The organism is Massilia sp. CFBP 13721, from assembly GCF_014842025.1.
Lineage (GTDB): Bacteria > Pseudomonadota > Gammaproteobacteria > Burkholderiales > Burkholderiaceae_D > Telluria.
The window spans coordinates 1-20,967 of the sequence record NZ_JACYUY010000019.1 but is presented as its reverse complement, the minus strand read 5'-3'; the positions used below and the strand labels follow the sequence as shown (position 1 = coordinate 20,967).

The window sequence follows — 20,967 nt, the reverse complement described above, 5'->3', positions numbered from 1 at the left end:
GTTCAGGGCAGCGGCGGCACGCACGCCGCCGCTGCCCCGCCCGCGCTGCCGCCGACGGCCGGCAAGTCCGACGGTGGCTTGCCGTTGCCGACCAGGATCGCTGGCTGGCCCTTGTAGGTGAGCGCCAGTTCCTCGCCGGCGTAGTTGGGCAGCGCCTTGGGCACGAAGATGGCGAAGCGGTAGTTCAGGTCGGGATAGAAGCCGCTCTGGAACAGCTGCTCGGGCGGTCCTTCCTGGATTTCGGCGGCCACCGCGTCGCGAATCGGCAGCGTATCGCCGGCATTGTTCAGGTCGATTTGACCCTGGTAGCGCAGCGAATAGGGCGGCACGCCGCCGAATTCGCGTCCCTCATGGCTGACGCGAAATTGATTGACGTTGTAGTAAAAACCGCGCCGCGCCTGGTCGGTGACGTCGGCATTGCACAGCACGAAGATGGCCCAGAAGCCCTCCGCATCGACCGGCGACAAGTAATTGACGCGGTACAGCGCGGCCGACAGGGCGATCGGATTGGTGAAACGGATTTCGTGCGCATTCGCGACATGCTGGTATTGCAGCACGGCGTGTGCCCTGGGCCGCGGGCTGCTGCAAGCGGCCAGCGCGGCCAGCGCCAGCAGCGCGGCGAACCTGCCTGTCATGCGTAAAAATTCACCCATTGCATCTCCTTTGCACGCATGGCCGCAACGTCACGGCCCGCGAATGCATCAAGCTTGGCCTCTTGCGGAGGCGCCGGCTTGCGCTAGCTCAGGCGTGCTGTAGCATTCTCGCCGCTAGGGATACCATGCTGCGATTCAGTGTAATAACAGATTGAAATCGCGGCAAGGCGAGCACGGCAGCAAGTGAGCGTCAGCTCGCCTTCAAGGCCTTCTGCAGAAGAGCATGCACCTCGCTGAAATCGGGCTCGCCGACGTAGCGCTTGAGGATGGTCCCATCCTTGCCGATCACAAAGGTGGTGGGCGTGAGGGTGACGTCGCCGAAGGATTTGGCAATGTCTCCGCCTGCGTCGAGGGCGACGATGAAGGGCAGCTTGCGCGTCTCGGTGAAATTCAGGACGTAGTTCGGCGGGTCGTACTGCATGGCCACCGCCACGAATTCGAGTCCCTGCCCCTTGAACTTGTTGTAGGTGTCGACCATGGCCGGCATCTCCTTGACACACGTGGTGCAGGAAGTTGCCCAGAAATTGACCATCACGACCTTGCCGCGCAGGTTGGCGGTGGCGATCTTGTCGCCGGCGATGCTGATGAAGGTGACCTCGGGCGCCTTTTCGGCGCGCATCAAGGCATAGCCGCCACCCGCCAGCGCCAGCACGAGCGCGCCAATGGCGGCGGGTTTGAGCCAGGAACGAGGTTGAGCTGGATGATTGGCTGTCATGGCGCTGGCGAAAAAAAAGCGGGGCCAGGCCCCGCCGGGATGATTACAGGGCGACCGAACCGGATTTCGGGAACTGGGTGCGCAGTTCTTCTTCGCTCATGTACTCGAAGATCTTGACGACACCCTGCACGCCGGCGACGCTCTGGGCGATCTTGGCTGCCAGGTCTCCTTCGCGCTGGGTCACGCGGCCCATCAGGTAGACGGTGCCGCGCTCGGTGACGACCTTGAACGAGGTGGCCGAGATCGTTTTCATTTCGATCAGGCTGCCCTTGACGTTACCGGTGATCAGCGCATCCGACGAGCGCGAGGTATAGCTCGACGGACCGGCGATCACCAGTTCATTGATGACGTTGGCGACATTCTCGATGCCGCGCACTTCGCGCTCGACGGCGGCCTTCATGGCTTCGTCGCGCACTTCGCCGGTCAGCAAGACCTTGCGGTTGAAGCTGGCGATATTCACGTGGCCGGCGTTGCCGACGATTTTTGGAACCTGCACCTCGGCCTTGACGGTGATCGATTTGTCCTCGGTCTGCGCGCCCAGCGTGCGGCGGTCCATGGTGGCGGCCGCACCCATCGCAGCGCCGCCGACGACCAGCGGCACGCAGCCTTGCAGCGCGCCCAGCAGGGACGCGCACAGGACGGCTTTCGCCAGGGAACCCTTCAAGCCGGGTTTATTCATTCTCGTCTCCTCCGAATAGCGCGACGTCGATGCCGTCGCAGATAGCGTGAATCGCGACCAGGTGTACTTCCTGGATACGCGCGGTGCGGCTGTGCTGCACGTTGATGTGGACGTCGGCGTCGGTCAGCAGTTTCGCCAGCGCGCCGCCGTCCTTGCCCGTGAAGGCGACGATGCGCATCTCGCGCTCGAGCGCCGCTTCGACGGCGGCCAGCACGTTGCCCGAATTGCCCGAGGTCGAAATCGCCAGCAGGATGTCGCCGGCCTGGCCAAAGGCTTGCACCTGCTTCGAAAAGATCTCGCGGTAACTGTAGTCGTTGGCGACCGCGGTCAGGATCGAGGTGTCGGTGGTCAGCGCGATCGCGGGCAGCGGGAAGCGCTCGCGCTCGAAGCGGCCGACCAGTTCCGCCGCAAAGTGCTGGCAGTCGGCGGCCGAACCGCCGTTACCGCAAGCCAGGATCTTGTTGCCGTTGGACAGGGCGCCGAACATCAGTTCGATCGCCTGCGAAATAGGGTGCGCCAGGGCCGGGGCCGACTGCAATTTCAGGTCGGCGCTCTCCTGGAAGTGAGCGAGGATGCGTTGAGTATTCATAGCCGAAGATTATAGTGTAGTAGCAACCGTGGGCGGCAAAGCAATTTAAAGATTGCTTACAACTGCGCGGACAGATTGTCAAACTTGAATCGCGTCGCGCAGCCATTCCAGCGCCTCGCCATCGATGGCGACGACGTCGAAGCGGCAGGGCGGTACAGTCGGCAGGCGCTGCAGGTAGACTTGGGCCGCGCGGATCAAGCGGCGGATTTTATGGGGGGTGATGCTGGCGGCGGCCCCGCCATGGCGGCGGTCGGCGCGCTGGCGCACTTCGACGAAGACAAGCGACTCGCCGTCGCGCATGACCAGGTCGATTTCCCCGCCTTTACACGTAAAATTCGCTTCGATCAGGACCAGGCCCTGGCGGCGCAGGTAGCGCAACGCGGTCTGCTCCCAGTCGCGGCCCTGGGATTGCTTCTCCGAGAGTTTAATAGGGGCCATCTCACTGGCCGATGGTCGATTTCCCGGTGACTGCTTCATACCCGATGCCGTCGCGGTAGACGGCGGCGGCCTCGTCGCGCCGCAGCGTCCAGGCGCCATTGTCCCGGCGTACCGACAGGCGCCCGGTGACGCCGTCGATCTCGAAGCCGGCGCCCGGCCGTTGCACCAAGGTGCGCGCCACCTGGAAGGCATCGATGCCGAGCGCATATAAACGCTGCATGTCGAGCGAGTCGGTATCGACCGGGCGCGGATAAACCATCACGCCCGGGTGATCGGGCTGGATGGTCCAGGGCAGGTCGACCAGGCGCACGCCGTCGAGTTCCGGCACCGACAGTCCCGGCGCGCGGCCCGGATTGGCGGCCGAGATGGCGTAGGTCGGCAGCGAGGTGCCGAGCGCACTCCTCACCTGGCGCAGGGCGCCGGCGTCGAGCGCGGCAAACAGCAATTCGGGACGGTCGATTTCGAGGCGCGAACGCAGTTCGGACAGCGCATTGGCGTCGACATAGCCATCCTGGATCGGCAGTTCGACCGCCGCGTTGTTATGGCCGAGGCGGGTCCAGCGCGCGCTGAACGCGCCGGCGGCGCGCTGCTGCCAGGCCGCCTTGCCGCCGAGGACAAGCGCGCGCCCGCTCGGATGTTCCTGCGCGGCCCAGTCGGCGACTTGGCGCGCTTCTTCTTCCAGCGACAGGCCGACGACGAGTAACTGCGGCGGCAAGGGGCGGTCGATTTGCGGGTGGTTCAGGGCCACCGTCGGTTTGGTGACGGCATTCGCGGCGATGATCGCCGCCACGCTCGAGCGCGCCAAGGGACCAACGACGATGTCGTTTTCAGCGGCAGCACGGGCATAGGTCTGCAGCGTCGATTCGGGAGAATCGCCGCTGGCGATCACATTGACTTCGATGCCGGCGCGGTCGCGTTCGTGGCCGGCGAGAAAACCGGCGCGCACGGCCTGGGCGGCCTGGCCGAGGCCAGGCGACTCCAGCGGCAGCAGCAGCGCGATGCGCGCCGTGCCGCTGGGGCCGGTCTGCGCTTGCGGCCCGCGCTCGTCCGGATACAGTTCCACCGGCACCGTGCGGGTTTCCGAACTTGGCGCCGGCGCCGGTGGGGGCGGTTCCGCAGGGCGCGCACTTGTGTTTGGCTCGAGGGGCGCGCACAATCCGCCCGGTACGCCGCAACCCAGATCGGGCGGCAGGGGCGTACTGCCGCAGCCAGCCAGGCCAAGCATCAATCCAGTAGCAGCAGTGGCAATCACGCCGTTCAGACTTTTTATGCGCATCGTATCCTCAACATGACCGACAACCAGTCCATCGATATCGCCCAGCTCCCTGTAATGGCCGAGGCAGCTCAACAGTCTTATCCTACAGCAACGTTGTACGTGGTGGCCACACCGATCGGCAACGCCACCGACATCACGCTGCGCGCGCTGCACCTGCTGGCGCTGGCAGACGTGGTCGCTTGTGAGGATACCCGCAAAACCGGCGCCCTGCTCACCCGTTACGGCTTGGACAAGCAGATGGTGGCGGCGCACCAGCACAACGAGCGCGAAGCGGCCGATAAGCTGGTTGCGCGCTTGCGCGCCGGCGAACGTGTCGCTTTGGTGTCGGACGCCGGCACCCCCGCCGTCTCCGACCCCGGTGCGCGCATCGTCGATGCCGTACGCGCGGCCGGCCTGCGCGTGCTCCCGCTGCCGGGCGCGTCGGCGTCGGTGGCCGCCTTGTCCGCCTCCGGCCTGGTCAACGACCGTTTCAATTTTGTCGGCTTCTTGCCGGCCAAATCGAAGCAGCGCGAAGCGGCTTTATTGGAACTGGTGCGCGAACCGGCCACCCTGGTGATCTACGAAGCGCCGCACCGCATCGTCGATTGCGTCGAGGGGCTGATGGCCGTGTTCGAACCGACCCGCCAGGTCGTGTTTGCGCGCGAACTGACCAAACTGTTTGAAGAAATTCACCGCTGCCCGCTCGGAGAAGCGCTGGCCTGGGTCAAGGCCGACCAGCACCGCGAGCGCGGCGAATTCGTCGTGCTGGTGGAAGGGGCGACGATCGAGACCGATGCCCAGGATGCCGAAGCCGAGCGCATCCTGAACATTTTGCTCGCCGAATGCAGCGTGAAACAGGCGGCGAATCTGACGGCGCAGATTACCGGGCGCAAGAAGAATGCGCTGTATGAGCGGGCTTTGCAGATCAAGGGCGAGTAAGCACTGTACGGACCTCACCACTTGCAGCCGCTATCCTTCTTGTCCGCCAGCAGGAACAGTGGGGCCAGTAAGCCTCCTGGAATCCCATCCTTGCAATCCCGCCGTTTCGCCGCGCCGATCGCGCGCGCGGCGCGGGTTTCGGTTTCCAATGGCTTGTCGGGAAATTGTCCGATCGCCGTGCCTTCTTTGGCCGGATCGCGGATGTGCGCCAGCGAGCGTGCCATCGTGCGCGCCGCTTCGCGGTCGAAGCGCGGGGTCTCGGGCGCCTCCAGGGGTTGCGGCGCCTGTTCCACCGTAAAGGGATCGGGCTGGCTGGGCGCGGGCGCGGGATCGAGCGCAATCACGGGCCGCGGCGTTTTCTTGTGCGGCGCACGCCGCGCCGGACGGGGCGTGGTGACCGCCGGCGCCGGCTCGTCGACCCGTGGTACAGGCGGCGCTGGAGGAGGGCGCAGGCGCACCGCCAACGGACGCGGCGCCTGTACCACCGCGGGTTGCACTGGCGCCTGCAGGTTGAGCACCAGCGCATGCACGGCCAGCGAGAGCGCGATCCCGGCAGCGATGCGGCGCTGCACCCCGCGCTTGTCGCCTGCAAACACGCCACCGCCCGCCCCTGCCAATCTCATCATTCCTTCATTGTCTCCCATGCCGCTGCAGAAAAATCCAGAAAATGAAAACCTGACCTTGATCAAAGGAATCTCAGCCGCTATAATATGTGTCTTCGGAGTGTAGCGCAGCCCGGTAGCGCACCTGGTTTGGGACCAGGGGGTCCAAGGTTCGAATCCTTGTACTCCGACCAGCATTGAGAGAAAAGCCGACAGCGAAAGTTGTCGGCTTTTTTCGTTTACGCAAGACCGATGCAATAGATAAATAGAAAGCGCCCGTCGAACAAGCTTCGACAGGGCGCCTTTTTATTGGTTCAGCCCAGGCGTTTCGCCGCCAGCGCATTCCCGGCGCGGCTGGAACCCTTGCGGCCCAGCTGCTGCGCGATGAACTGGCCGGCGTCGACCACCTGGTCGAGGTCGATCCCGGTCTCGATGCCGAGGCCGTGCAGCAGGTACAGCACGTCTTCGGTCGCGACGTTGCCAGTCGCGCCCTTGGCATACGGGCAGCCGCCCAGGCCCGAGACCGACGAGTGGAAAATTTCGACGCCGACCTCCAAACTGGCGTAGATGTTCGCCAGCGCCTGGCCATAGGTATCGTGGAAGTGGCCCGACAGCTGCCGCAGCGGGAATTCGCGCGCGGCGGCCAGCATCACCGCTTGCGTCTTGCGCGCGGTGGCGACGCCGATGGTGTCGGCGATGTCGATCTCGTCGCAGCCGAGGTCGCGCATGCGCCGCACCACGTCGGCTACTGCCTCCAACGACACCTCGCCTTGATACGGGCAGCCAAAGGCGGTGCTGATGCTGCCGCGCAGGCGCAAGCCGTTCGCCTTGGCCGCTTTCGCCACCGGTTCAAAACGCGCGATCGATTCGGCGATCGAACAATTGATGTTCTTTTGCGAGAAGGCTTCCGAGGCCGAACCGAAGATCACGACTTCATCGGCACGGCTGGCCAGCGCCGCCTCGAACCCCTGCATGTTCGGCGTCAGCGCCGAGTAGATCGTGCCGGGCAGGCGCGTGATCTTCGCCATGACTTCGGTGCTGGTCGCCATCTGCGGCACCCATTTCGGCGACACGAACGACGCCGCCTCGACGTTGCTGAAGCCCGCGCGCGACAGGCGGTCGACCAGCTCGATTTTCACCTCCGCGCTGATGGTTTCCTTTTCATTCTGCAGGCCGTCGCGCGGACCGACTTCGACGATTTTGACTTTCTTCGGCAGGTCAGGCTGATGGTTCATTTTCAGTATCCCAGGTTGCGGTCGACGATGTCGTCCACCGGTTGGCCGGCCTCGAAGGCGGCGATTTTGTCGGCGATCTGGCGCAGCGCGTCGGCGCGCAGCGTCACCGCCGAGATGTGCGGCGTGATCGTGATGCGCGGCTCGTCCCAGAACGGGTGCGGCGCCGGCAGCGGTTCGTTGCGGAACACGTCCAGCGTGGCGCCGGCGATGTGGCCGGCGCGGATCAGCGCCAGCAGATCCGGCTCGGCCACCTGGGCGCCGCGCGCGACGTTGATCAGATAGGCGCCGCGCGGCAGCGTCGCCAGGCGGCGGCGGTCGAGCAGGTTGCTGGTCTCGGCCGTGAGCGGCAGCAGCGACACCAGCACGCGCGTGCCGCGCAAGAAATCGTCCAGCTGGTCCATGCCGGCGAAGCAGTCGACGCCGGCTACTTCCTTGGGTGTGCGGCTCCAGCCGCGCACCGGAAAGCCGAACCCGCGCATGGTCGCCGCCACGTGCAAGCCGAGCTTGCCGAGCCCCATGACGCCGACCGTGAATTCTTCGCGGGCGTAGACCGGCAGCGGCGCCCACAGGCCATGGCGCCGCTGTTCTTCGTATTCGTCGAAGCGGCGGAAGTAGCGCAGCGTCGCATACGCCACGTATTCCGCCATTTGCCGCGCCATGCCGGCGTCGCCCAGGCGCACGATCGGCACCGGCGGCAGCGCGTCTCCGAATTTTAATATTGCATCCGCACCCGCGCCCATCAGGAACACGGCCTTGACTGTGCCGAGTTGCGCCAGCAAGGCGGGAGACGGATTCCACAGCACTGCGTAGTCGCAGGCGGGGAGTGTGTCGCCTTCCTGCCAGCCGATCGTTGCGACGCCCGGCAGCGCGTGTGCGACATCCTCGGCCCAGGCGCCGACCTGCCCATCGCCCCGGTACAGCAGGATGCGCATTACGCCGCCTTGAACGCCAGCAGCGGCGCGCCGTCCGCGACCTGGTCGCCGAGCGCGTATAGCACCTCTTCAACCAGGCCGTCCGACGGCGCGGCAATCGTGTGCTCCATCTTCATCGCTTCCATGATGACGAGCGCGTCGCCCTTTTTCACGCTCTGGCCGGCCTCGACCAGCACCGCGACGACCTTGCCCGGCATCGGCGCGGTCAGGCGTCCGCCGGTGCTTTCCGCCTCGCCGGCATGCGCCATCGGGTCGTTGTAGGCGAACGTGTGATGTTCACCGTTGCTGAACACGTGGAACAGGTCGCCGTCGCGGCGCACGGCGCCGTGCATCGATTGTTCACCCAGGCGCACCGACAGCGTCGCGCCGTCGTGGCCGCTGACGGTCAATGGCTGTTTGACGCCATCGACGTCGAGTTCCCAGCCTTGCGGGTGGTAGACCACACCCACCTGATAGGCGCCACCAGGCAGGCCAGCGGCATACTCGTCGCCGAACGACAGCACGCGCCGATAGTCTCCGTTCAGGCGCCAGCCTTGCGCCTGGCCCCACGGATCAAACGCGTTCGACGACGCGCCGGCCGATTGCCGTTTTTCCGATTCGATCAGCGCCACCGCGGCCAGGGCCAGCGCACCGGCCGGCGCCGGGCGCAGCGGCGGGAACAGCGTCGCCGTGTTCCGTTCGATCAGGCCAGTATCCAGGTCGGCCGTTGTAAACGCCTCGCCTTCGACCAGGTGTTTCAAAAAGGCGATGTTGGTCGCCAGGCCGACAATTTGAAATTCGGCCAGCGCCTGCGACAGGCGCGCCAGCGCTTGCGTGCGGTCCGCGCCCCAGACGATCAATTTGGCGATCATCGGATCGTAGAAGGGAGAAATCGCATCGCCCTCGCGCACACCGGAATCGATGCGCACGGCGGCCGGCTCCACGCCAGCCACGCCGCCCAGCTCGAAATTCACGGCATAAGGCGTATCCATGTGGCGCAGCGTGCCGATCGACGGCAGGAAGCCCTTCTCCGGATTCTCGGCATAGATGCGCGCCTCGATGGCGTGGCCGTGGATGGCGAGTTCACTCTGTTTTTTCGGCAGCGGTTCGCCAAACGCCACACGCAACTGCCATTCGACCAGGTCGGTCCCGGTGATCATTTCGGTGACCGGGTGTTCCACCTGCAGGCGCGTGTTCATCTCCATGAAGTAGAACGAGCCATCCTGGTTGGCGATGAATTCGACGGTGCCGGCGCCGACATAGCCGACGGCGCGCGCCGCATTCACCGCCGCCTCGCCCATCGCCGCCCGGCGGTCCGCCGGCATGCCCGGCGCCGGCGCTTCTTCCAGCACCTTCTGGTGACGGCGCTGCACCGAGCAGTCGCGCTCGTGCAGGTAGACGCAGTTGCCGAGTTTGTCGGCAAACACCTGGATTTCGATGTGGCGCGGGCGTGTCAGATATTTTTCGACCAGCACCTTGTCGTCGCCAAAGGAGCTGATCGCCTCGCGCTTGCAGGAGCCGAGTGCGGCGACGAAATCCTCGCTGCGTTCGACCACGCGCATGCCCTTGCCGCCACCGCCGGCACTGGCTTTGAGCAGTACCGGATAGCCGATACTGTCGGCTTGCTGGCGCAGGAATTCCGGGTCCTGGTTCTCGCCATGGTAGCCCGGCACCAGCGGCACGTTGGCGCCTTCCATCAGCTGTTTGGCCGCCGACTTCGAACCCATCGCGCGCATCGAAGAACCCGGCGGGCCGATGAACACCAGGCCAGCCGCTTGGACGGCTTCGGCGAACTCGGCGTTTTCGGACAGGAAACCGTAGCCGGGGTGGATCGCCTGGGCGCCGGTGGCTTTCGCCACTTCGATGATTTTCTGGCCGCGCAAATAACTTTCCTTGGCCGCGGCCGGCCCGATCAACACCGCCTCATCGCAGACCGCCACGTGTTTCGACCCGGCGTCCGCTTCCGAATACACGGCGACGGTACGGATACCCATGCGGCGCGCGGTGGCGGCGACACGGCAGGCGATTTCGCCACGGTTGGCGATGAGGATTTTGGTGAACATGCGTTTGTCTCGCTTATTTTTTATATCGATTAAATTAAAAAGGGCTTAGCAGCCGCAGGCTTCCTTGGGCGCCGACTCCAGCGTCGCCGAGCGGGTTTTCAGCCCCAGCTTGGCCAGCAGGATGCGGTCGTCTTCCGCTTCCGGGTTGCCGGTGGTGAGCAGCTTGTCGCCATAGAAAATCGAATTCGCGCCCGCCATGAAGCACATCGCCTGCACCGCCTCGCCCAGTTGGCGGCGGCCGGCCGACAGGCGCACACGCGCCTGCGGCATGGTGATGCGCGCCACCGCGATGGTGCGCACGAATTCGAGCGGATCGAGCGGATCGAGCCCGTGCAGCGGCGTGCCCTCGACCTGCACCAGGTGGTTCACCGGCACCGATTCCGGGTACGGATTCAGGTTCGCCAATTGCGCGATCAGGCCGGCGCGCTGCTCGCGCGTCTCTCCCATGCCGACGATGCCGCCGCAGCAGACCTTCAGTCCTGCCTGGCGCACGCGGCCGAGGGTATCGAGGCGGTCCTGGTATTCGCGGGTCGAGATGACGTTGTTATAAAAGTCGGGCGCGGTGTCGATGTTGTGGTTGTAGAAATCGAGGCCGGCCTTTTTCAGCTGCTCGGCCTGTCCTTCTTCGAGCATGCCCAGCGTGGCGCAGGTTTCCATGCCCAGCGCTTTCACTTCGCGCACCATCTCTTCGACCTTGTCCATGTCGCGCTCTTTCGGGCTGCGCCAGGCGGCACCCATGCAGAAGCGGGTGGCGCCGTTGGCCTTGGCCTGGCGCGCCGCATCGAGCACGGTGTCGATGTCGAGGATCTTTTTCGCTTCGACGCCGGTGTCGTAGCGCGCCGCTTGCGGGCAGTAGCCGCAGTCTTCCTCGCAACCGCCGGTCTTGATCGACAGCAGGGTCGCCAGTTCGACGTCGCCGTCGGGGAAGTGGGCGCGGTGCGCTTCCTGGGCGCGGAACATCAATTCGTTGAACGGCAGTTCGAACAGGGACAGCACATCGGCCAGCGGCCAGGTGGCATCCAGCCGTTCCTTGATGGCGGCGGTCGGGCGGTGCAGGGCGACGGTGTGGGGGGCATTCATGGTGGACATCCTTCAGGTGGTGCCGACCCCGCGCGACGGCCAGCCCGGCAGTCCCGCGAGATCGATGAATCGGGCCGCGTTGGCGGCAGTTGCTTGTTCGAGGCGCGGCACCACGCCCAGCAGCGGGGCCGGGATGCGCGCTGCCAGCGCCTCGATGTTCTCGTCAAAATAGGCCATGTCCGGGTCGGCCGTGTTCGCGACCCAGCCGGCCAGCACCAGGTTGCGCGCGACGATGGCTTCCACGGTCAGCAATGCATGACTGATGCAGCCCAGGCGCATGCCGACCACCAGGATCACCGGCAAATTCAGCTGCTCGGCCAGTTGCGCGCTGTCGAAGGTATCGGAAAAGGGTACGCAAAAGCCGCCGACGCCTTCGACCACGACCGCATCCGACGCCGCCAGGATCTCGGCATAGGCGGCAATGATCGGCACCGGCTCGATCGTCACGCCTTCCATGCTTGCCGCGATGTGTGGCGCGCAGGCGGCGCGCAGCATGTACGGCGTCGTGATGTTCTGCTGCAGGTGGACGTTGCCGGCGGCGGCCAGCATGTCGGCGTCTTCGTTGTGCAGTTCGCCGTCGACCATCTCCGCGCCGGCCGCGACCGGCTTCATGCCGCAGGCGCGCTGGCCGCGTTCGACCAGGGTGTGCAGGATGGCGGCGGAGACCAGGGTCTTGCCGATCTCGGTGTCGGTGCCGGTCACGAAGCAGCAAAAGCGCGACGGGATGCCTTCGGCGGCGAGTGCATCGGCGGGCGCCGGCGCCGGTTCCTCGACCGGTTTGGGCAACGTGGCGGTGCGCCCGGCAACCATCTCGCCTGCCGGTTCCAGCGGCTCGTTTAGGTTATTGATCACATGGACTCCCGTTCCAGTTCGTTCAGTGCAGCGGCCAATTGCGCAACTTCGTCGTGCGTGTGCGCGGCCGACAGGGTAACGCGCAGGCGCGCCGTGCCCTGTGGTACCGTCGGCGGACGGATCGCCGGCACCCACAGGCCGCGCCCATGCAGCGCGGCGGCGATGCGCAGCGCCTCGTCGTTGGGGCCGATGACGATCGGCTGGATCGGTGTGGTCGAGGCCACCCGCTGCCAGCGCTGCAACTGCAACTCCGCATCCAGCTGGGCGATCAGCAAGGCGAGATGACTGCGCAAGGCCGCGCCTTCGTCGCCGCTGATGATGTCGAGGCTGGTCAACAAGGCATGCGCCAGCGCCGGCGGCGCCGCGGTGGTATAGATGTAGGGCCGCGCGCGCTGGATCATCAGCTCGATCACGCTGGCGTGGGCCGCGATAAAGGCGCCGCCGACGCCGGCCGCCTTGCCGAGGGTGCCGATATACACGAGATTTGGCGAGCGCAGGCCGAAATGTTCGAGCGCGCCGCGGCCCTGGTCACCGAGTACGCCAAAGCCGTGGGCATCGTCGACGATCAGCCAGGCGCCGTGGCGTTCGCACAGGGATAGCAGTTGCGGCAGCGGCGCCAGGTCGCCATCCATGCTAAAGACGGCGTCGGTGGCGACGATTTTGGTGGCGGCGCCGCTCGCGCCCAGCAGCGCGTCGAGCGCAGCGATATCGCCGTGCGGGTAGACCTGGACGCTTGCGCGCGCCAGGCGGGCGCCATCGATCAGCGAGGCGTGGTTGAGCGCCTCGGAAAAGATGATGACATCCTTGTCCGCACCGAGCCCGCTCAAGACGGCCAGGTTAGCCATGTAGCCGGTACTGAAATACAGCGCGCGCGCTTCCTCGATATGGGGCGCGGCAAATTCGGCCAGGCGTTCCTCGAGGATGGCATGGGCGCGGCTATGGCCGCTGATCAGGTGCGAGGCGCCGCTGCCGGCGCCGTATAGCTGGGCGCCGGCGCGCAAGGCTTCGACCACACGCGGGTGCGCGGCCAGGCCCAGGTAATCGTTGCTGCAAAAGGCCAGCATGGCGCGTCCGTCGACCACCTGCAGCGGCGCGCAGCGGGTGTCGGCGATGCGGCGCCGGCGGATCAGGCTCTGTGCGTCCAGCGCGGCCAGCTTGCGGTTGACGTTCTCGATCAGGTCCATCATGCCCCTGCGATCACGGATTCGAATACGGTTTTCACACGTACACCCAGCAGGTCGATCTCTTCCTCATCCAGCACATACGGCGGCATCACGTACACGGTGCGGCCGATCGGGCGCAGCAGCAGTTCCTGGTCGAGGGCGCTGGTGAAGAAGCGGCGGGCGAAGGTCGCAGCGCGGCCGCTGTCCGGTTCGACCGCATCGAACGCGAAGATCATGCCGCGCTGCCTGAAATGGCGCACGCGTTCGTGCTCGGCCAGCGGCGCCATGGCGATGGTGAGTTTGGTCGCCAGTTCGCGGTTGCGGTTCAAGACGTCGTCGTCGCGGAAGATCTGCAAGGTCGCCAGCGCCGCGCGGCAAGCCAGCGCATTGCCGGTGTACGAGTGCGAGTGCAAAAAGCCGCGCGTGATGTCTTCGCTATAGAAGGACTGGTAGATGGCGTCGGTCGTCAGCACCAGCGACAGCGGCAGGTAGCCGCCGCTGATGCCTTTCGACAGGCAGATAAAGTCCGGCCAGATGGCGGCCTGTTCGCAGGCAAAGAAGGTGCCGGTGCGCCCGCAGCCGACCGCGATCTCGTCGGCGATCAGGTGCACGTGATACCGGTCGCACAGCTCGCGCAGCAGTTTCAGGTAGAGCGGGTCGTGCATCGCCATGCCGGTCGCGCACTGCACCAGCGGCTCGACGATCATCGCGGCGATTTTATTTCCGCGCTCCGCGAACAGTGTTTCGACGTCCTTCAATGCACGGCGCGCCACGTCCTGGCTCGATTCGCCCTCCATCGCATTGCGCGCGTCAGGCGAGGCCACCACGTGCGCCGCGCGCAAGAGCGGGCCGTAGGCATCCTTGAACAGCGGGACGTCGGTGACGGACAGGGCGCCGATGGTCTCGCCGTGATAACTGCCCTGCAGGCAGACGAATTCCTGCTTGTCGCTGAAGCCCGCATTGCGCCAGGCATGAAAACTCATCTTCATCGCGATCTCGACCGCGGAAGCGCCGTCGGACGCATAAAAGGCATGGCCGAGCGCGTGGCCGGTCATGCTGGCCAGCTGCTCCGACAGTTCGATCACCGGTTCATGGGTAAAACCGGCCAGCATCGCGTGTTCCAGCGTATCGAGCTGGTCTTTCAAGGCCGCGTTGATGCGCGGGTTGGCATGGCCGAACAAATTGACCCACCACGAGCTGATCGCGTCCAGGTAGCGTTTATTCTCATGGTCGTACAGCCACGGCCCTTGCCCCCGCTTGACCGCGATCAGCGGCACCTCTTCGTGGTGCTGCATCTGCGTGCAGGGGTGCCATACGCTGCGCAGGCTGCGTGCGATCCAGTCGGAGGAGGTGTGCTGCTTCACGATGAGTCCTGTTGTTTCTATTGCGTCTTAGTTGAGCCAGTTCGGCTTGCGTTTCTCGAGGAAGGATGCCACGCCTTCGCGTCCCTCGTTCGATGCGCGGATCGCCGCGATGCGCTCGGCGGTATCCAGCAGCAGCGCATCCGTGACCGGCTGGCCAACGACTTCGCGCACCAGCTTTTTCGCTTCCAGCACCGCATTCGGGCTGTTCGACACCAGCGCCTTGACAATGGCGGCGACGCTCGTATCGAGGTTTTCCGCCACGACCACTTCATGGGCAAAGCCCATGCGCAGCGCGGCGGCGGCATCGAAACGCTCGGCCGTCAAGAAGTAGCGGCGCGCGGCCTGTTCGCCCATCGCCTTGATCACGTAGGGAGAAATGGTCGCCGGGATCAGTCCGAGTTTGACTTCGGACAGGCAGAAGTTTACTCCTTCGGCGGCCACCACGATATCGCAGGCCGCGACCAGGCCCATGCCGCCGGCATAGCAGTCGCCCTGCACCTTGGCGACAACCGGCTTCGGGCACAGGTAAATCGTGCGCAGCATGTCGGCCAGGCGCGCGGCGTCGGCGCGGTTCTCGTCATGCGAGTAGCCGGCCATCTTCTTCATCCAGTTCAGGTCGGCGCCGGCGCAAAAAGCCGGGCCGTGCGCCGCCAGCACCACGGCGCGCACCAGTTCGTTGCGGCCGAGTTCATCGAAGGCGAGGGCCAGTTCGGCGATCGCCTGTTCATTGAAGGCGTTGCGCAGCTCCGGGCGGTTCAGGGTGACGGTGGCGACCTTGTCGGCGATGCCGATGGTGAGGGTGTCGTAGTTCATCATCGTTCTCCTTACATGCGGAACACGCCGAACTTCGTGGCTTCGATTGGCGCGTTCAGCGCCGCCGACAGGCCCAGGCCCAGCACCATGCGCGTGTCGGCCGGATCGATGACGCCGTCGTCCCACAGGCGCGCCGACGCGTAATACGGGTGGCCCTGGTGTTCGTACTGTTCCTTGATCGGCTGCTTGAAGGCCGCTTCCTCGTCCGCCGACCACTGGCCGCCTTTGCCTTCGATGCCGTCGCGCTTGACGGTCGCCAGCACCGAGGCCGCCTGGTCGCCGCCCATCACGGAAATGCGCGCGTTCGGCCACATCCACAGGAAGCGCGGAGAAAAGGCGCGGCCGCACATGCCGTAATTGCCGGCGCCGAAGGAGCCGCCGATGATGACGGTGAACTTCGGCACCGAGGCGGTGGCGACCGCGGTCACCATCTTGGCGCCGTTGCGGGCGATGCCCTCGTTTTCGTATTTTCTACCCACCATGAAGCCAGTGATGTTTTGCAGGAAGACCAGGGGGATCTTGCGCTGGCAGCACAGTTCGATGAAATGCGTCCCTTTTAACGCCGACTCCGAGAACAGGATGCCGTTGTTGGCGATGATGCCGACTTTCACGCCGTAGATATGGGCGAAGCCGCACACCAGCGTGGTGCCGTAGCGCGCCTTGAACTCGTCGAATTCGCTGCCGTCGACCACGCGCGCGATCACTTCGCGCACGTCGAAGGGTTTGCGGGTATCGACCGGGATCACGCCGTACAGCTCCTGCGCCGGGTATTTCGGTTCCACCGTCTCGCGCGTCGCCCCCTGCACCGGCTTGGTGCGGTTCAGGTTAGAGACGATGTTCCGCGCCAGCGACAGCGCATGTAGATCGTTCTGGGCCAGGTGGTCGACCACGCCCGACAAACGCGTGTGGACGTCGCCGCCGCCCAGGTCTTCGGCGCTGACCACTTCGCCGGTCGCCGCCTTTACCAATGGCGGGCCGCCGAGGAAAATCGTGCCTTGTTCCTTGACGATGATCGATTCGTCGCTCATCGCGGGCACGTAAGCGCCGCCGGCGGTGCACGAACCCATCACCACCGCGATCTGCGGGATGCCCTTGCTTGATAAATTCGCCTGGTTGTAAAAGATGCGGCCGAAATGGTCGCGGTCGGGGAAGACGTCGTCCTGGTTCGGCAGATTGGCGCCGCCCGAGTCGACCAGGTAGATGCACGGCAGGTTATTCTGCTCGGCGATTTCCTGGGCACGCAGGTGTTTTTTGACCGTCATCGGGTAATAGGTGCCGCCTTTGACGGTGGCGTCGTTACAGACGATCACGCACTCCTGGCCGGCGACGCGGCCAATGCCGGTGATGATGCCGGCGGCTGGCGCCGCCCCGTCATACATCTCGTAGGCGGCCAGTTGGGAGAACTCGAGGAAGGGCGTGCCCGGGTCGAGCAGCATCTGCACGCGGTCGCGTGGCAGCAGTTTTCCGCGCGCGACGTGTTTATTACGTGCCGCTTCGCCGCCGCCTGCGGCGACCGCCGCCACCTTGGCGCGCAAGTCGTCGACGATGGTCTGCATGGCCGCGGCGTTGGCTTTGAAATCGTCGCCGCGTGGATTGAGTTTGCTCTCGATATGGGGCATGCCGTCCTCTATTTTTCTCTTACTTCGGAAATGTGCCGTCCAGATAGAACCAGCGCCGCTGGCCGCCGATCTCCGGGTCGGGTTCGCGCAGGAAGCGGCTCAGCTCGTGCAACCGGTGCGCGCGCCCGCCGACCTTGAAACGCGCGACGAATTCAACCGTATCGCTATCTGGATCCTGCGGCAATTCTGCTTTACGTTGACGTAAACGTAAAGCAGATTTTATCTCCAACCCCAGCCAGCGCAGCTGTTCGTCGGGGTCGAGGATGGCGTCGTGCGGCCGCGTGCTGGGATGCCAGGTTGCGCGCAGGTAGTTTTCATTGCGCTGGGTATATGCCGTATAGCGCGAGCGCATCAGGGCTTCTGCCGTGGGCGGCAGGGCGTCGCCGGCGATGAAGGGGCCGCAGCAAGTGGCGAGCGCCGGGCCGCCGCAAGGGCAGACGCCCGCAGGAAAGGTCGATGTGGACATGCCGCGATTATCCGCGATTTTGCGCGCGATCGACGCCGCCCCTGATGCCGCGAGAAATGTCTTTGCTTAAACCGTGTGCAGCGACACCGTAAACGTGCTGCCCGTACCCGGCCCGTCGCTGTGCGCCGTCACCGTGCCGCCGTGCAGGCCGACGACGTTTTTCACCAGCGCCAGCCCGATGCCGAGCCCGCCCTGCGAACGGTCCGGGGTGCGTTCGGCTTGGGTGAACAGGTCGAATACCTGCGGCAGCAGGTGCCTGTCGATGCCGATCCCGTTGTCCTGCACGCGGATGTGCACATGCGTGCCGTCGCATTCGGCCGCCAGCAGGATGCGTCCGCCGCGCGGCGTGTATTTCGCTGCATTGTTGAGCAGGTTGGCCAGCACCTGCACCAGCCGGTTGGGGTCGCCCGCGACGGTGCTGCCCGGCGGCGCTTGTCGCACCGTCAGCGCGTGGTCGCGTGCTGCGATCAGGGGCCGCGCCTGCTCGACGGCGCTGCCGATGGTGGCATTCACGTCGACGGCGACATTCTCCAGCTGGATCAGGCCGCGCGTGACGCGCGAGATGTCGAGCAGGTCGTCCACCAGCGAAGTCAGGTGTTTTACTTGGCGGCAGATGACTTCGCTCGAGCGGCGCACCCGTTCTTCGCTGGCGCTGCCGATCTTGAGCAGTTCGGCGGCGGCGGAGATCGGCGCCAGCGGGTTGCGCAATTCGTGCGCCAGCATGGCAAGAAATTCGTCCTTGCGCCGGTCCTGTTCCTTCAGCGAACTGTACAGCCGCGCATTTTCGAAACCGTTGGCCGCGATCGAGGCCAGCTGCACCAGGATCGCTTCGTCCTGCTCGCTAAATTCGCCCTCGATCTTGTCGGACGCCTGGATCAGGCCGATGTTCTGGCCCTTGCGGTCGACCAGCGGCACCGCCAGCCAGCCACGGATCGGCGGGTGCTGCGCCGCATGGCTGCCGAAGCCCTTCCACGCCGGATGCGCTTCCAGCTGCGCCTGGGTCAGGCGCAGTACCTGGTTGGTGCGGCACACGTACGCATAGATGCCGCTGCCGTCCGGTTTGACGGCATAGCTGCGGTAGCGCGCGTACTTGTCCGACATCGACACCGCATTGATTTCCTGGTCGCCGCCGACGTTCAGCGACACCACCGCCTGGTGTACTTCCAGGATGGCGCGCACTTCCTCGACCAGCCCGGCGGCGATGTCCTCGCTCGCCAGCGCGCTGCCGAGGGTGCGCGACGCCTGCGCCACTTTGATTAATAAAGCCGAATGGCGCTGCTCGTGGCCCAGGCGCGCCGCCAGTTCGGCCTGGGCCGTGACCATCGCGTGGATGTCCTTGTTGGCGCCGATCCACTCGCGCACCGTCCCGTCGGCGCCCTCGATCGGCACCCCTTTGACGGCGGTCCAGCGGTAGCTGCCGTCCAGCTGGCGCAGCCGGTATTCGGTCTCGTAGACGGCGCGCGTGGTGGTGCATTCCATCCAGGTCCGGTGCGCGCGTTCGCGGTCGTCGGGGTGCACGGCATCGAGCCAGCCGGTTTCTTTCCACTCTTCGTAGCTCTGGCCGGTCACCGCGCGCCAGGACGGCGAATCTTCCAGCACGCGGCCGTCGGGCGCGGTACTCCAGACGGTTTGCGAAGTCGCCATCACCAGCGAACGGAAGCGCTGTTCGCGCTCGCGCAGGGCGTTTTCCGACAGCACGCGCTCGGTGATATCCTCGTGCATCAGCATGACTTCGAGGATGCGGCCGCCGGCGTCCTTGATCGGGTGCGCGCGCGCCGTCACCCAGCGCGCGCGGCCGCTGCCGCCCAGTACCGTCACGTCGTAATACACGGCCGGCACTTCGACCGATTCGCCGGCCAGCGCTTGCCGCAGGTAGCCGGCGATGCCGCTGTCCACCAGCTGCGGGTCGCTCAGCAGGCTGTATTCGTCGCTCAGGATGAAGGCGTACAGCGAGGTGCCGGCATGGATCTCCCATAAATCTTCCCAGGCCTTGTTGACGCGCAGCGTGCGCCCGTCCGGCGCGAGGATCTGGATGCTGGTCGGCGCCTGCTCGAACAATTCGCGAAAGCGCGTCTCGGAACTGGGGTGCGGGTTGGGTCCTGAAGCGGAGGAGGGGGAGTCGGGCGCCATGGGTTCCAGGAAGGTAGCGCGGCCACGCGATGGGCCGCTGTAGACGATGCCATTTTGCCGCAGCCGCGTTGACTCTTCAATGCAGCTGGAATTCCTCGGTCGAGACGAACAGGTCCCAGCAAGCGATGAACAGCGCCGCGATCACCGGACCGATGACGAAACCGTTCAGGCCGAACAAGGCCATGCCGCCGATCGTCGACAACAGCACCAAGTAGTCCGGCATTTTCGTATCCTTGCCCACCAGGACCGGGCGCAGCACGTTGTCGACCAGGCCGATGACCAGCACGCCGAACGCGATCAGCACCACGCCCTGCCAGATCGCGCCTGTCACCAGGAAGTACACCGCCACCGGCGCCCACACGATGGCCGCGCCGACCGCCGGCAGCAGCGACAGGAAGGCCATCACCACCGCCCACAGCAAAGCGCCCTGGACGCCGAGGAACCAGAAGATCAGGCCGCCGAGCGCGCCCTGCGCCGCCGCCACCAGCACGTTGCCCTTGACGGTGGCACGGATCACGGTCGTGAAATTGCTGAACAGGCGCTGCTTGTAGTTGCTGCTGAGCGGGAAGGCGCGCTTGATACGGGTCGCCAGCGACTGGCCGTCGCGCAGCAGGAAAAACAGCAGGTACAACATGATGACCAGGCTCACCAGGAAGTCGAAGGTGCGGCTGCCGATGGCAATCGCCTGGCGCGCCGCCGTCTGGCTCAGCTGGGCCGCGCCTTCGGTCAGCTTTTGCTGCAAGGAGGACAGGTCGGTCAGTTCGAAGCGTTCCAGCAGGTTTTCCATCCATTGCGGCAGCGAATGCACGATGCGCAGGAAATAGGCGCCGAAGTCGATCTGGCCCGAGCTGACCATCTCGTAGATCGCAAGGGCCTGTGTGACCAGCGAAGCGCTGATGAGCGACAACGGCAGGATCACCATCACGACGATTAACAGCAGCGTCAGCAGCGCCGCCACCGTCGGCTTGTACTTGGTGGCGCGCAGCAGGTAGCGATACAAGGGTGCGAACAGGATGGCCAGCACCACGCCCCAGAACACGGCGCCGGAATACGGCAGCAGGATCCAGCCGAAGGCGAGGGTGACGATGGTCAGCAGGATCAGGAAGAACTTTTGCTGCAAGTTGTACTGGGTCATGATGCCGATGCTCTTTTTATAATGTTGGCTTCATGATAGTGCATCCGCTCACAAGTGCACGTGGCGTACCTAACACCGGGCAAGAAAAACCCGGCGCCGCGCCCTGCGTAGGGTGGACTCCGTCCACGGCTTTCCGTTCGCACACCGCAACGCCATGCAAAACTTCCGGGCGCACGCGCTCCGAGGATGTGCGGGGATGTCGATATGCATACGTCGTACCGCGTGGACGGAGTCCACCCTACGGTTAATGCAACGCGGGCAGTGTG

At 65.2% G+C, this 20,967-nt stretch carries 20 protein-coding genes and 1 tRNA gene; 2 read left to right on the top strand and 19 right to left on the bottom strand.

Going from position 1 to position 20,967, the window contains the following annotated elements; translation table 11 throughout:
- Nucleotides 1–2: 2 nt before the first annotated feature.
- From IFT60_RS17600 to IFT60_RS17575, 6 genes are all read right to left on the bottom strand, one after another.
- Nucleotides 3–653 (bottom strand): hypothetical protein, encoded by a 651-nt coding sequence (locus tag IFT60_RS17600; RefSeq protein ID WP_192053897.1) that lies wholly within the window; start codon nt 651–653, stop codon nt 3–5.
- Between the two features lie 190 nt (nt 654–843).
- Nucleotides 844–1,368 (bottom strand): peroxiredoxin family protein, encoded by a 525-nt coding sequence (locus IFT60_RS17595; protein ID WP_192053895.1) that lies wholly within the window; start codon nt 1,366–1,368, stop codon nt 844–846.
- A 43-nt stretch (nt 1,369–1,411) separates the two neighbouring features.
- The gene (locus IFT60_RS17590) at nt 1,412–2,047 is read right to left on the bottom strand and encodes a BON domain-containing protein (protein WP_192053893.1); all 636 of its coding nucleotides are present in this window, start codon (nt 2,045–2,047) and stop codon (nt 1,412–1,414) included.
- A complete protein-coding gene (locus IFT60_RS17585) occupies nt 2,040–2,636 on the bottom strand; it encodes a phosphoheptose isomerase (RefSeq protein WP_192053891.1) in 597 nt (198 codons plus the stop codon). Before IFT60_RS17585 ends, IFT60_RS17590 begins: the two co-directional genes overlap by 8 nt.
- 78 nt (nt 2,637–2,714) lie before the next feature.
- Nucleotides 2,715–3,074 carry a YraN family protein gene (locus IFT60_RS17580; RefSeq protein ID WP_192053889.1) on the bottom strand — a complete coding sequence of 120 codons (360 nt, stop codon included), beginning with the start codon at nt 3,072–3,074 and terminating at the stop codon, nt 2,715–2,717.
- 1 nt (nt 3,075) lies between these two features.
- Complete coding sequence (locus tag IFT60_RS17575; protein ID WP_192053887.1) at nt 3,076–4,350, bottom strand: penicillin-binding protein activator; 1,275 nt, start codon at nt 4,348–4,350, stop codon at nt 3,076–3,078.
- A 12-nt stretch (nt 4,351–4,362) separates the two neighbouring features.
- Between IFT60_RS17575 and rsmI the strand changes: the two genes are divergently transcribed.
- A complete protein-coding gene (gene rsmI, locus IFT60_RS17570) occupies nt 4,363–5,268 on the top strand; it encodes a 16S rRNA (cytidine(1402)-2'-O)-methyltransferase (RefSeq protein WP_192053885.1) in 906 nt (301 codons plus the stop codon).
- 14 nt (nt 5,269–5,282) lie between these two features.
- Here rsmI and IFT60_RS17565 read toward each other — a convergent pair whose 3' ends face one another.
- On the bottom strand, nt 5,283–5,894 hold the full coding sequence (locus IFT60_RS17565; RefSeq protein ID WP_192053883.1) for a hypothetical protein: 612 nt from the start codon (nt 5,892–5,894) through the stop codon (nt 5,283–5,285).
- A gap of 93 nt (nt 5,895–5,987) precedes the next feature.
- Here IFT60_RS17565 and IFT60_RS17560 point away from each other — a divergent pair.
- Nucleotides 5,988–6,064, top strand: a tRNA-Pro gene (locus IFT60_RS17560).
- A gap of 120 nt (nt 6,065–6,184) precedes the next feature.
- Here IFT60_RS17560 and IFT60_RS17555 read toward each other — a convergent pair.
- From IFT60_RS17555 to IFT60_RS17500, 12 genes are all read right to left on the bottom strand, one after another.
- Entirely contained in the window at nt 6,185–7,105 is a 921-nt protein-coding gene (locus IFT60_RS17555; RefSeq protein WP_192053881.1) for a hydroxymethylglutaryl-CoA lyase, read from the bottom strand.
- A gap of 2 nt (nt 7,106–7,107) precedes the next feature.
- Nucleotides 7,108–8,037 carry a 2-hydroxyacid dehydrogenase gene (locus IFT60_RS17550; RefSeq protein WP_192053878.1) on the bottom strand — a complete coding sequence of 310 codons (930 nt, stop codon included), beginning with the start codon at nt 8,035–8,037 and terminating at the stop codon, nt 7,108–7,110.
- Nucleotides 8,037–10,079 (bottom strand): acetyl-CoA carboxylase biotin carboxylase subunit, encoded by a 2,043-nt coding sequence (locus IFT60_RS17545; RefSeq protein WP_192053876.1) that lies wholly within the window; start codon nt 10,077–10,079, stop codon nt 8,037–8,039. The genes IFT60_RS17550 and IFT60_RS17545 overlap by 1 nt, the downstream gene beginning before the upstream one ends.
- A gap of 45 nt (nt 10,080–10,124) precedes the next feature.
- Nucleotides 10,125–11,159: a biotin synthase BioB gene (gene bioB / locus IFT60_RS17540; RefSeq protein WP_374001146.1), complete on the bottom strand. Its 1,035-nt coding sequence runs from the start codon at nt 11,157–11,159 to the stop codon at nt 10,125–10,127.
- Between the two features lie 12 nt (nt 11,160–11,171).
- On the bottom strand, nt 11,172–11,969 hold the full coding sequence (bioD, locus tag IFT60_RS17535; RefSeq protein ID WP_192054097.1) for a dethiobiotin synthase: 798 nt from the start codon (nt 11,967–11,969) through the stop codon (nt 11,172–11,174).
- 38 nt (nt 11,970–12,007) lie between these two features.
- The gene (gene bioF, locus IFT60_RS17530; RefSeq protein ID WP_192054095.1) at nt 12,008–13,195 is read right to left on the bottom strand and encodes an 8-amino-7-oxononanoate synthase; all 1,188 of its coding nucleotides are present in this window, start codon (nt 13,193–13,195) and stop codon (nt 12,008–12,010) included.
- Nucleotides 13,195–14,538 (bottom strand): adenosylmethionine--8-amino-7-oxononanoate transaminase, encoded by a 1,344-nt coding sequence (gene bioA, locus IFT60_RS17525; RefSeq protein ID WP_192053874.1) that lies wholly within the window; start codon nt 14,536–14,538, stop codon nt 13,195–13,197. Before bioA ends, bioF begins: the two co-directional genes overlap by 1 nt.
- Nucleotides 14,539–14,565: 27 nt before the next feature.
- Nucleotides 14,566–15,351: an enoyl-CoA hydratase/isomerase family protein gene (locus IFT60_RS17520; RefSeq protein ID WP_192053872.1), complete on the bottom strand. Its 786-nt coding sequence runs from the start codon at nt 15,349–15,351 to the stop codon at nt 14,566–14,568.
- Between the two features lie 11 nt (nt 15,352–15,362).
- Nucleotides 15,363–16,970, bottom strand: coding sequence for a carboxyl transferase domain-containing protein (locus IFT60_RS17515; RefSeq protein WP_192053870.1), 1,608 nt, complete (start codon nt 16,968–16,970; stop codon nt 15,363–15,365).
- 19 nt (nt 16,971–16,989) lie between these two features.
- Nucleotides 16,990–17,436, bottom strand: a complete 447-nt coding sequence (locus tag IFT60_RS17510; RefSeq protein ID WP_229510964.1) for a YchJ family protein — start codon at nt 17,434–17,436, stop codon at nt 16,990–16,992.
- Nucleotides 17,437–17,502: 66 nt separating this feature from the next.
- Nucleotides 17,503–19,566: a PAS domain-containing sensor histidine kinase gene (locus IFT60_RS17505; protein WP_192053868.1), complete on the bottom strand. Its 2,064-nt coding sequence runs from the start codon at nt 19,564–19,566 to the stop codon at nt 17,503–17,505.
- Between the two features lie 76 nt (nt 19,567–19,642).
- Nucleotides 19,643–20,701: an AI-2E family transporter gene (locus IFT60_RS17500; protein WP_192053866.1), complete on the bottom strand. Its 1,059-nt coding sequence runs from the start codon at nt 20,699–20,701 to the stop codon at nt 19,643–19,645.
- Between the last annotated feature and the right edge of the window lie 266 nt (nt 20,702–20,967).

What these genes read in the sequence shown, in the direction of transcription:
- rsmI (WP_192053885.1), top strand. Translation starts at nt 4,363, where the DNA reads ATGACCGACAACCAGTCCATCGATATCGCCCAGCTCCCTGTAATGGCC.
- IFT60_RS17550 (WP_192053878.1), bottom strand. Translation starts at nt 8,037, where the DNA reads ATGCGCATCCTGCTGTACCGGGGCGATGGGCAGGTCGGCGCCTGGGCC.
- IFT60_RS17500 (WP_192053866.1), bottom strand. Translation starts at nt 20,701, where the DNA reads ATGACCCAGTACAACTTGCAGCAAAAGTTCTTCCTGATCCTGCTGACC.
- IFT60_RS17590 (WP_192053893.1), bottom strand. Translation starts at nt 2,047, where the DNA reads ATGAATAAACCCGGCTTGAAGGGTTCCCTGGCGAAAGCCGTCCTGTGC.
- IFT60_RS17595 (WP_192053895.1), bottom strand. Translation starts at nt 1,368, where the DNA reads ATGACAGCCAATCATCCAGCTCAACCTCGTTCCTGGCTCAAACCCGCC.
- IFT60_RS17575 (WP_192053887.1), bottom strand. Translation starts at nt 4,350, where the DNA reads ATGCGCATAAAAAGTCTGAACGGCGTGATTGCCACTGCTGCTACTGGA.
- IFT60_RS17545 (WP_192053876.1), bottom strand. Translation starts at nt 10,079, where the DNA reads ATGTTCACCAAAATCCTCATCGCCAACCGTGGCGAAATCGCCTGCCGT.
- IFT60_RS17505 (WP_192053868.1), bottom strand. Translation starts at nt 19,566, where the DNA reads ATGGCGCCCGACTCCCCCTCCTCCGCTTCAGGACCCAACCCGCACCCC.
- IFT60_RS17580 (WP_192053889.1), bottom strand. Translation starts at nt 3,074, where the DNA reads ATGGCCCCTATTAAACTCTCGGAGAAGCAATCCCAGGGCCGCGACTGG.
- IFT60_RS17510 (WP_229510964.1), bottom strand. Translation starts at nt 17,436, where the DNA reads ATGTCCACATCGACCTTTCCTGCGGGCGTCTGCCCTTGCGGCGGCCCG.
- IFT60_RS17585 (WP_192053891.1), bottom strand. Translation starts at nt 2,636, where the DNA reads ATGAATACTCAACGCATCCTCGCTCACTTCCAGGAGAGCGCCGACCTG.
- IFT60_RS17600 (WP_192053897.1), bottom strand. Translation starts at nt 653, where the DNA reads ATGGGTGAATTTTTACGCATGACAGGCAGGTTCGCCGCGCTGCTGGCG.
- IFT60_RS17515 (WP_192053870.1), bottom strand. Translation starts at nt 16,970, where the DNA reads ATGCCCCATATCGAGAGCAAACTCAATCCACGCGGCGACGATTTCAAA.
- IFT60_RS17520 (WP_192053872.1), bottom strand. Translation starts at nt 15,351, where the DNA reads ATGAACTACGACACCCTCACCATCGGCATCGCCGACAAGGTCGCCACC.
- IFT60_RS17565 (WP_192053883.1), bottom strand. Translation starts at nt 5,894, where the DNA reads ATGATGAGATTGGCAGGGGCGGGCGGTGGCGTGTTTGCAGGCGACAAG.
- bioB (WP_374001146.1), bottom strand. Translation starts at nt 11,159, where the DNA reads ATGAATGCCCCCCACACCGTCGCCCTGCACCGCCCGACCGCCGCCATC.
- bioD (WP_192054097.1), bottom strand. Translation starts at nt 11,969, where the DNA reads ATGGTTGCCGGGCGCACCGCCACGTTGCCCAAACCGGTCGAGGAACCG.
- IFT60_RS17555 (WP_192053881.1), bottom strand. Translation starts at nt 7,105, where the DNA reads ATGAACCATCAGCCTGACCTGCCGAAGAAAGTCAAAATCGTCGAAGTC.
- bioF (WP_192054095.1), bottom strand. Translation starts at nt 13,195, where the DNA reads ATGGACCTGATCGAGAACGTCAACCGCAAGCTGGCCGCGCTGGACGCA.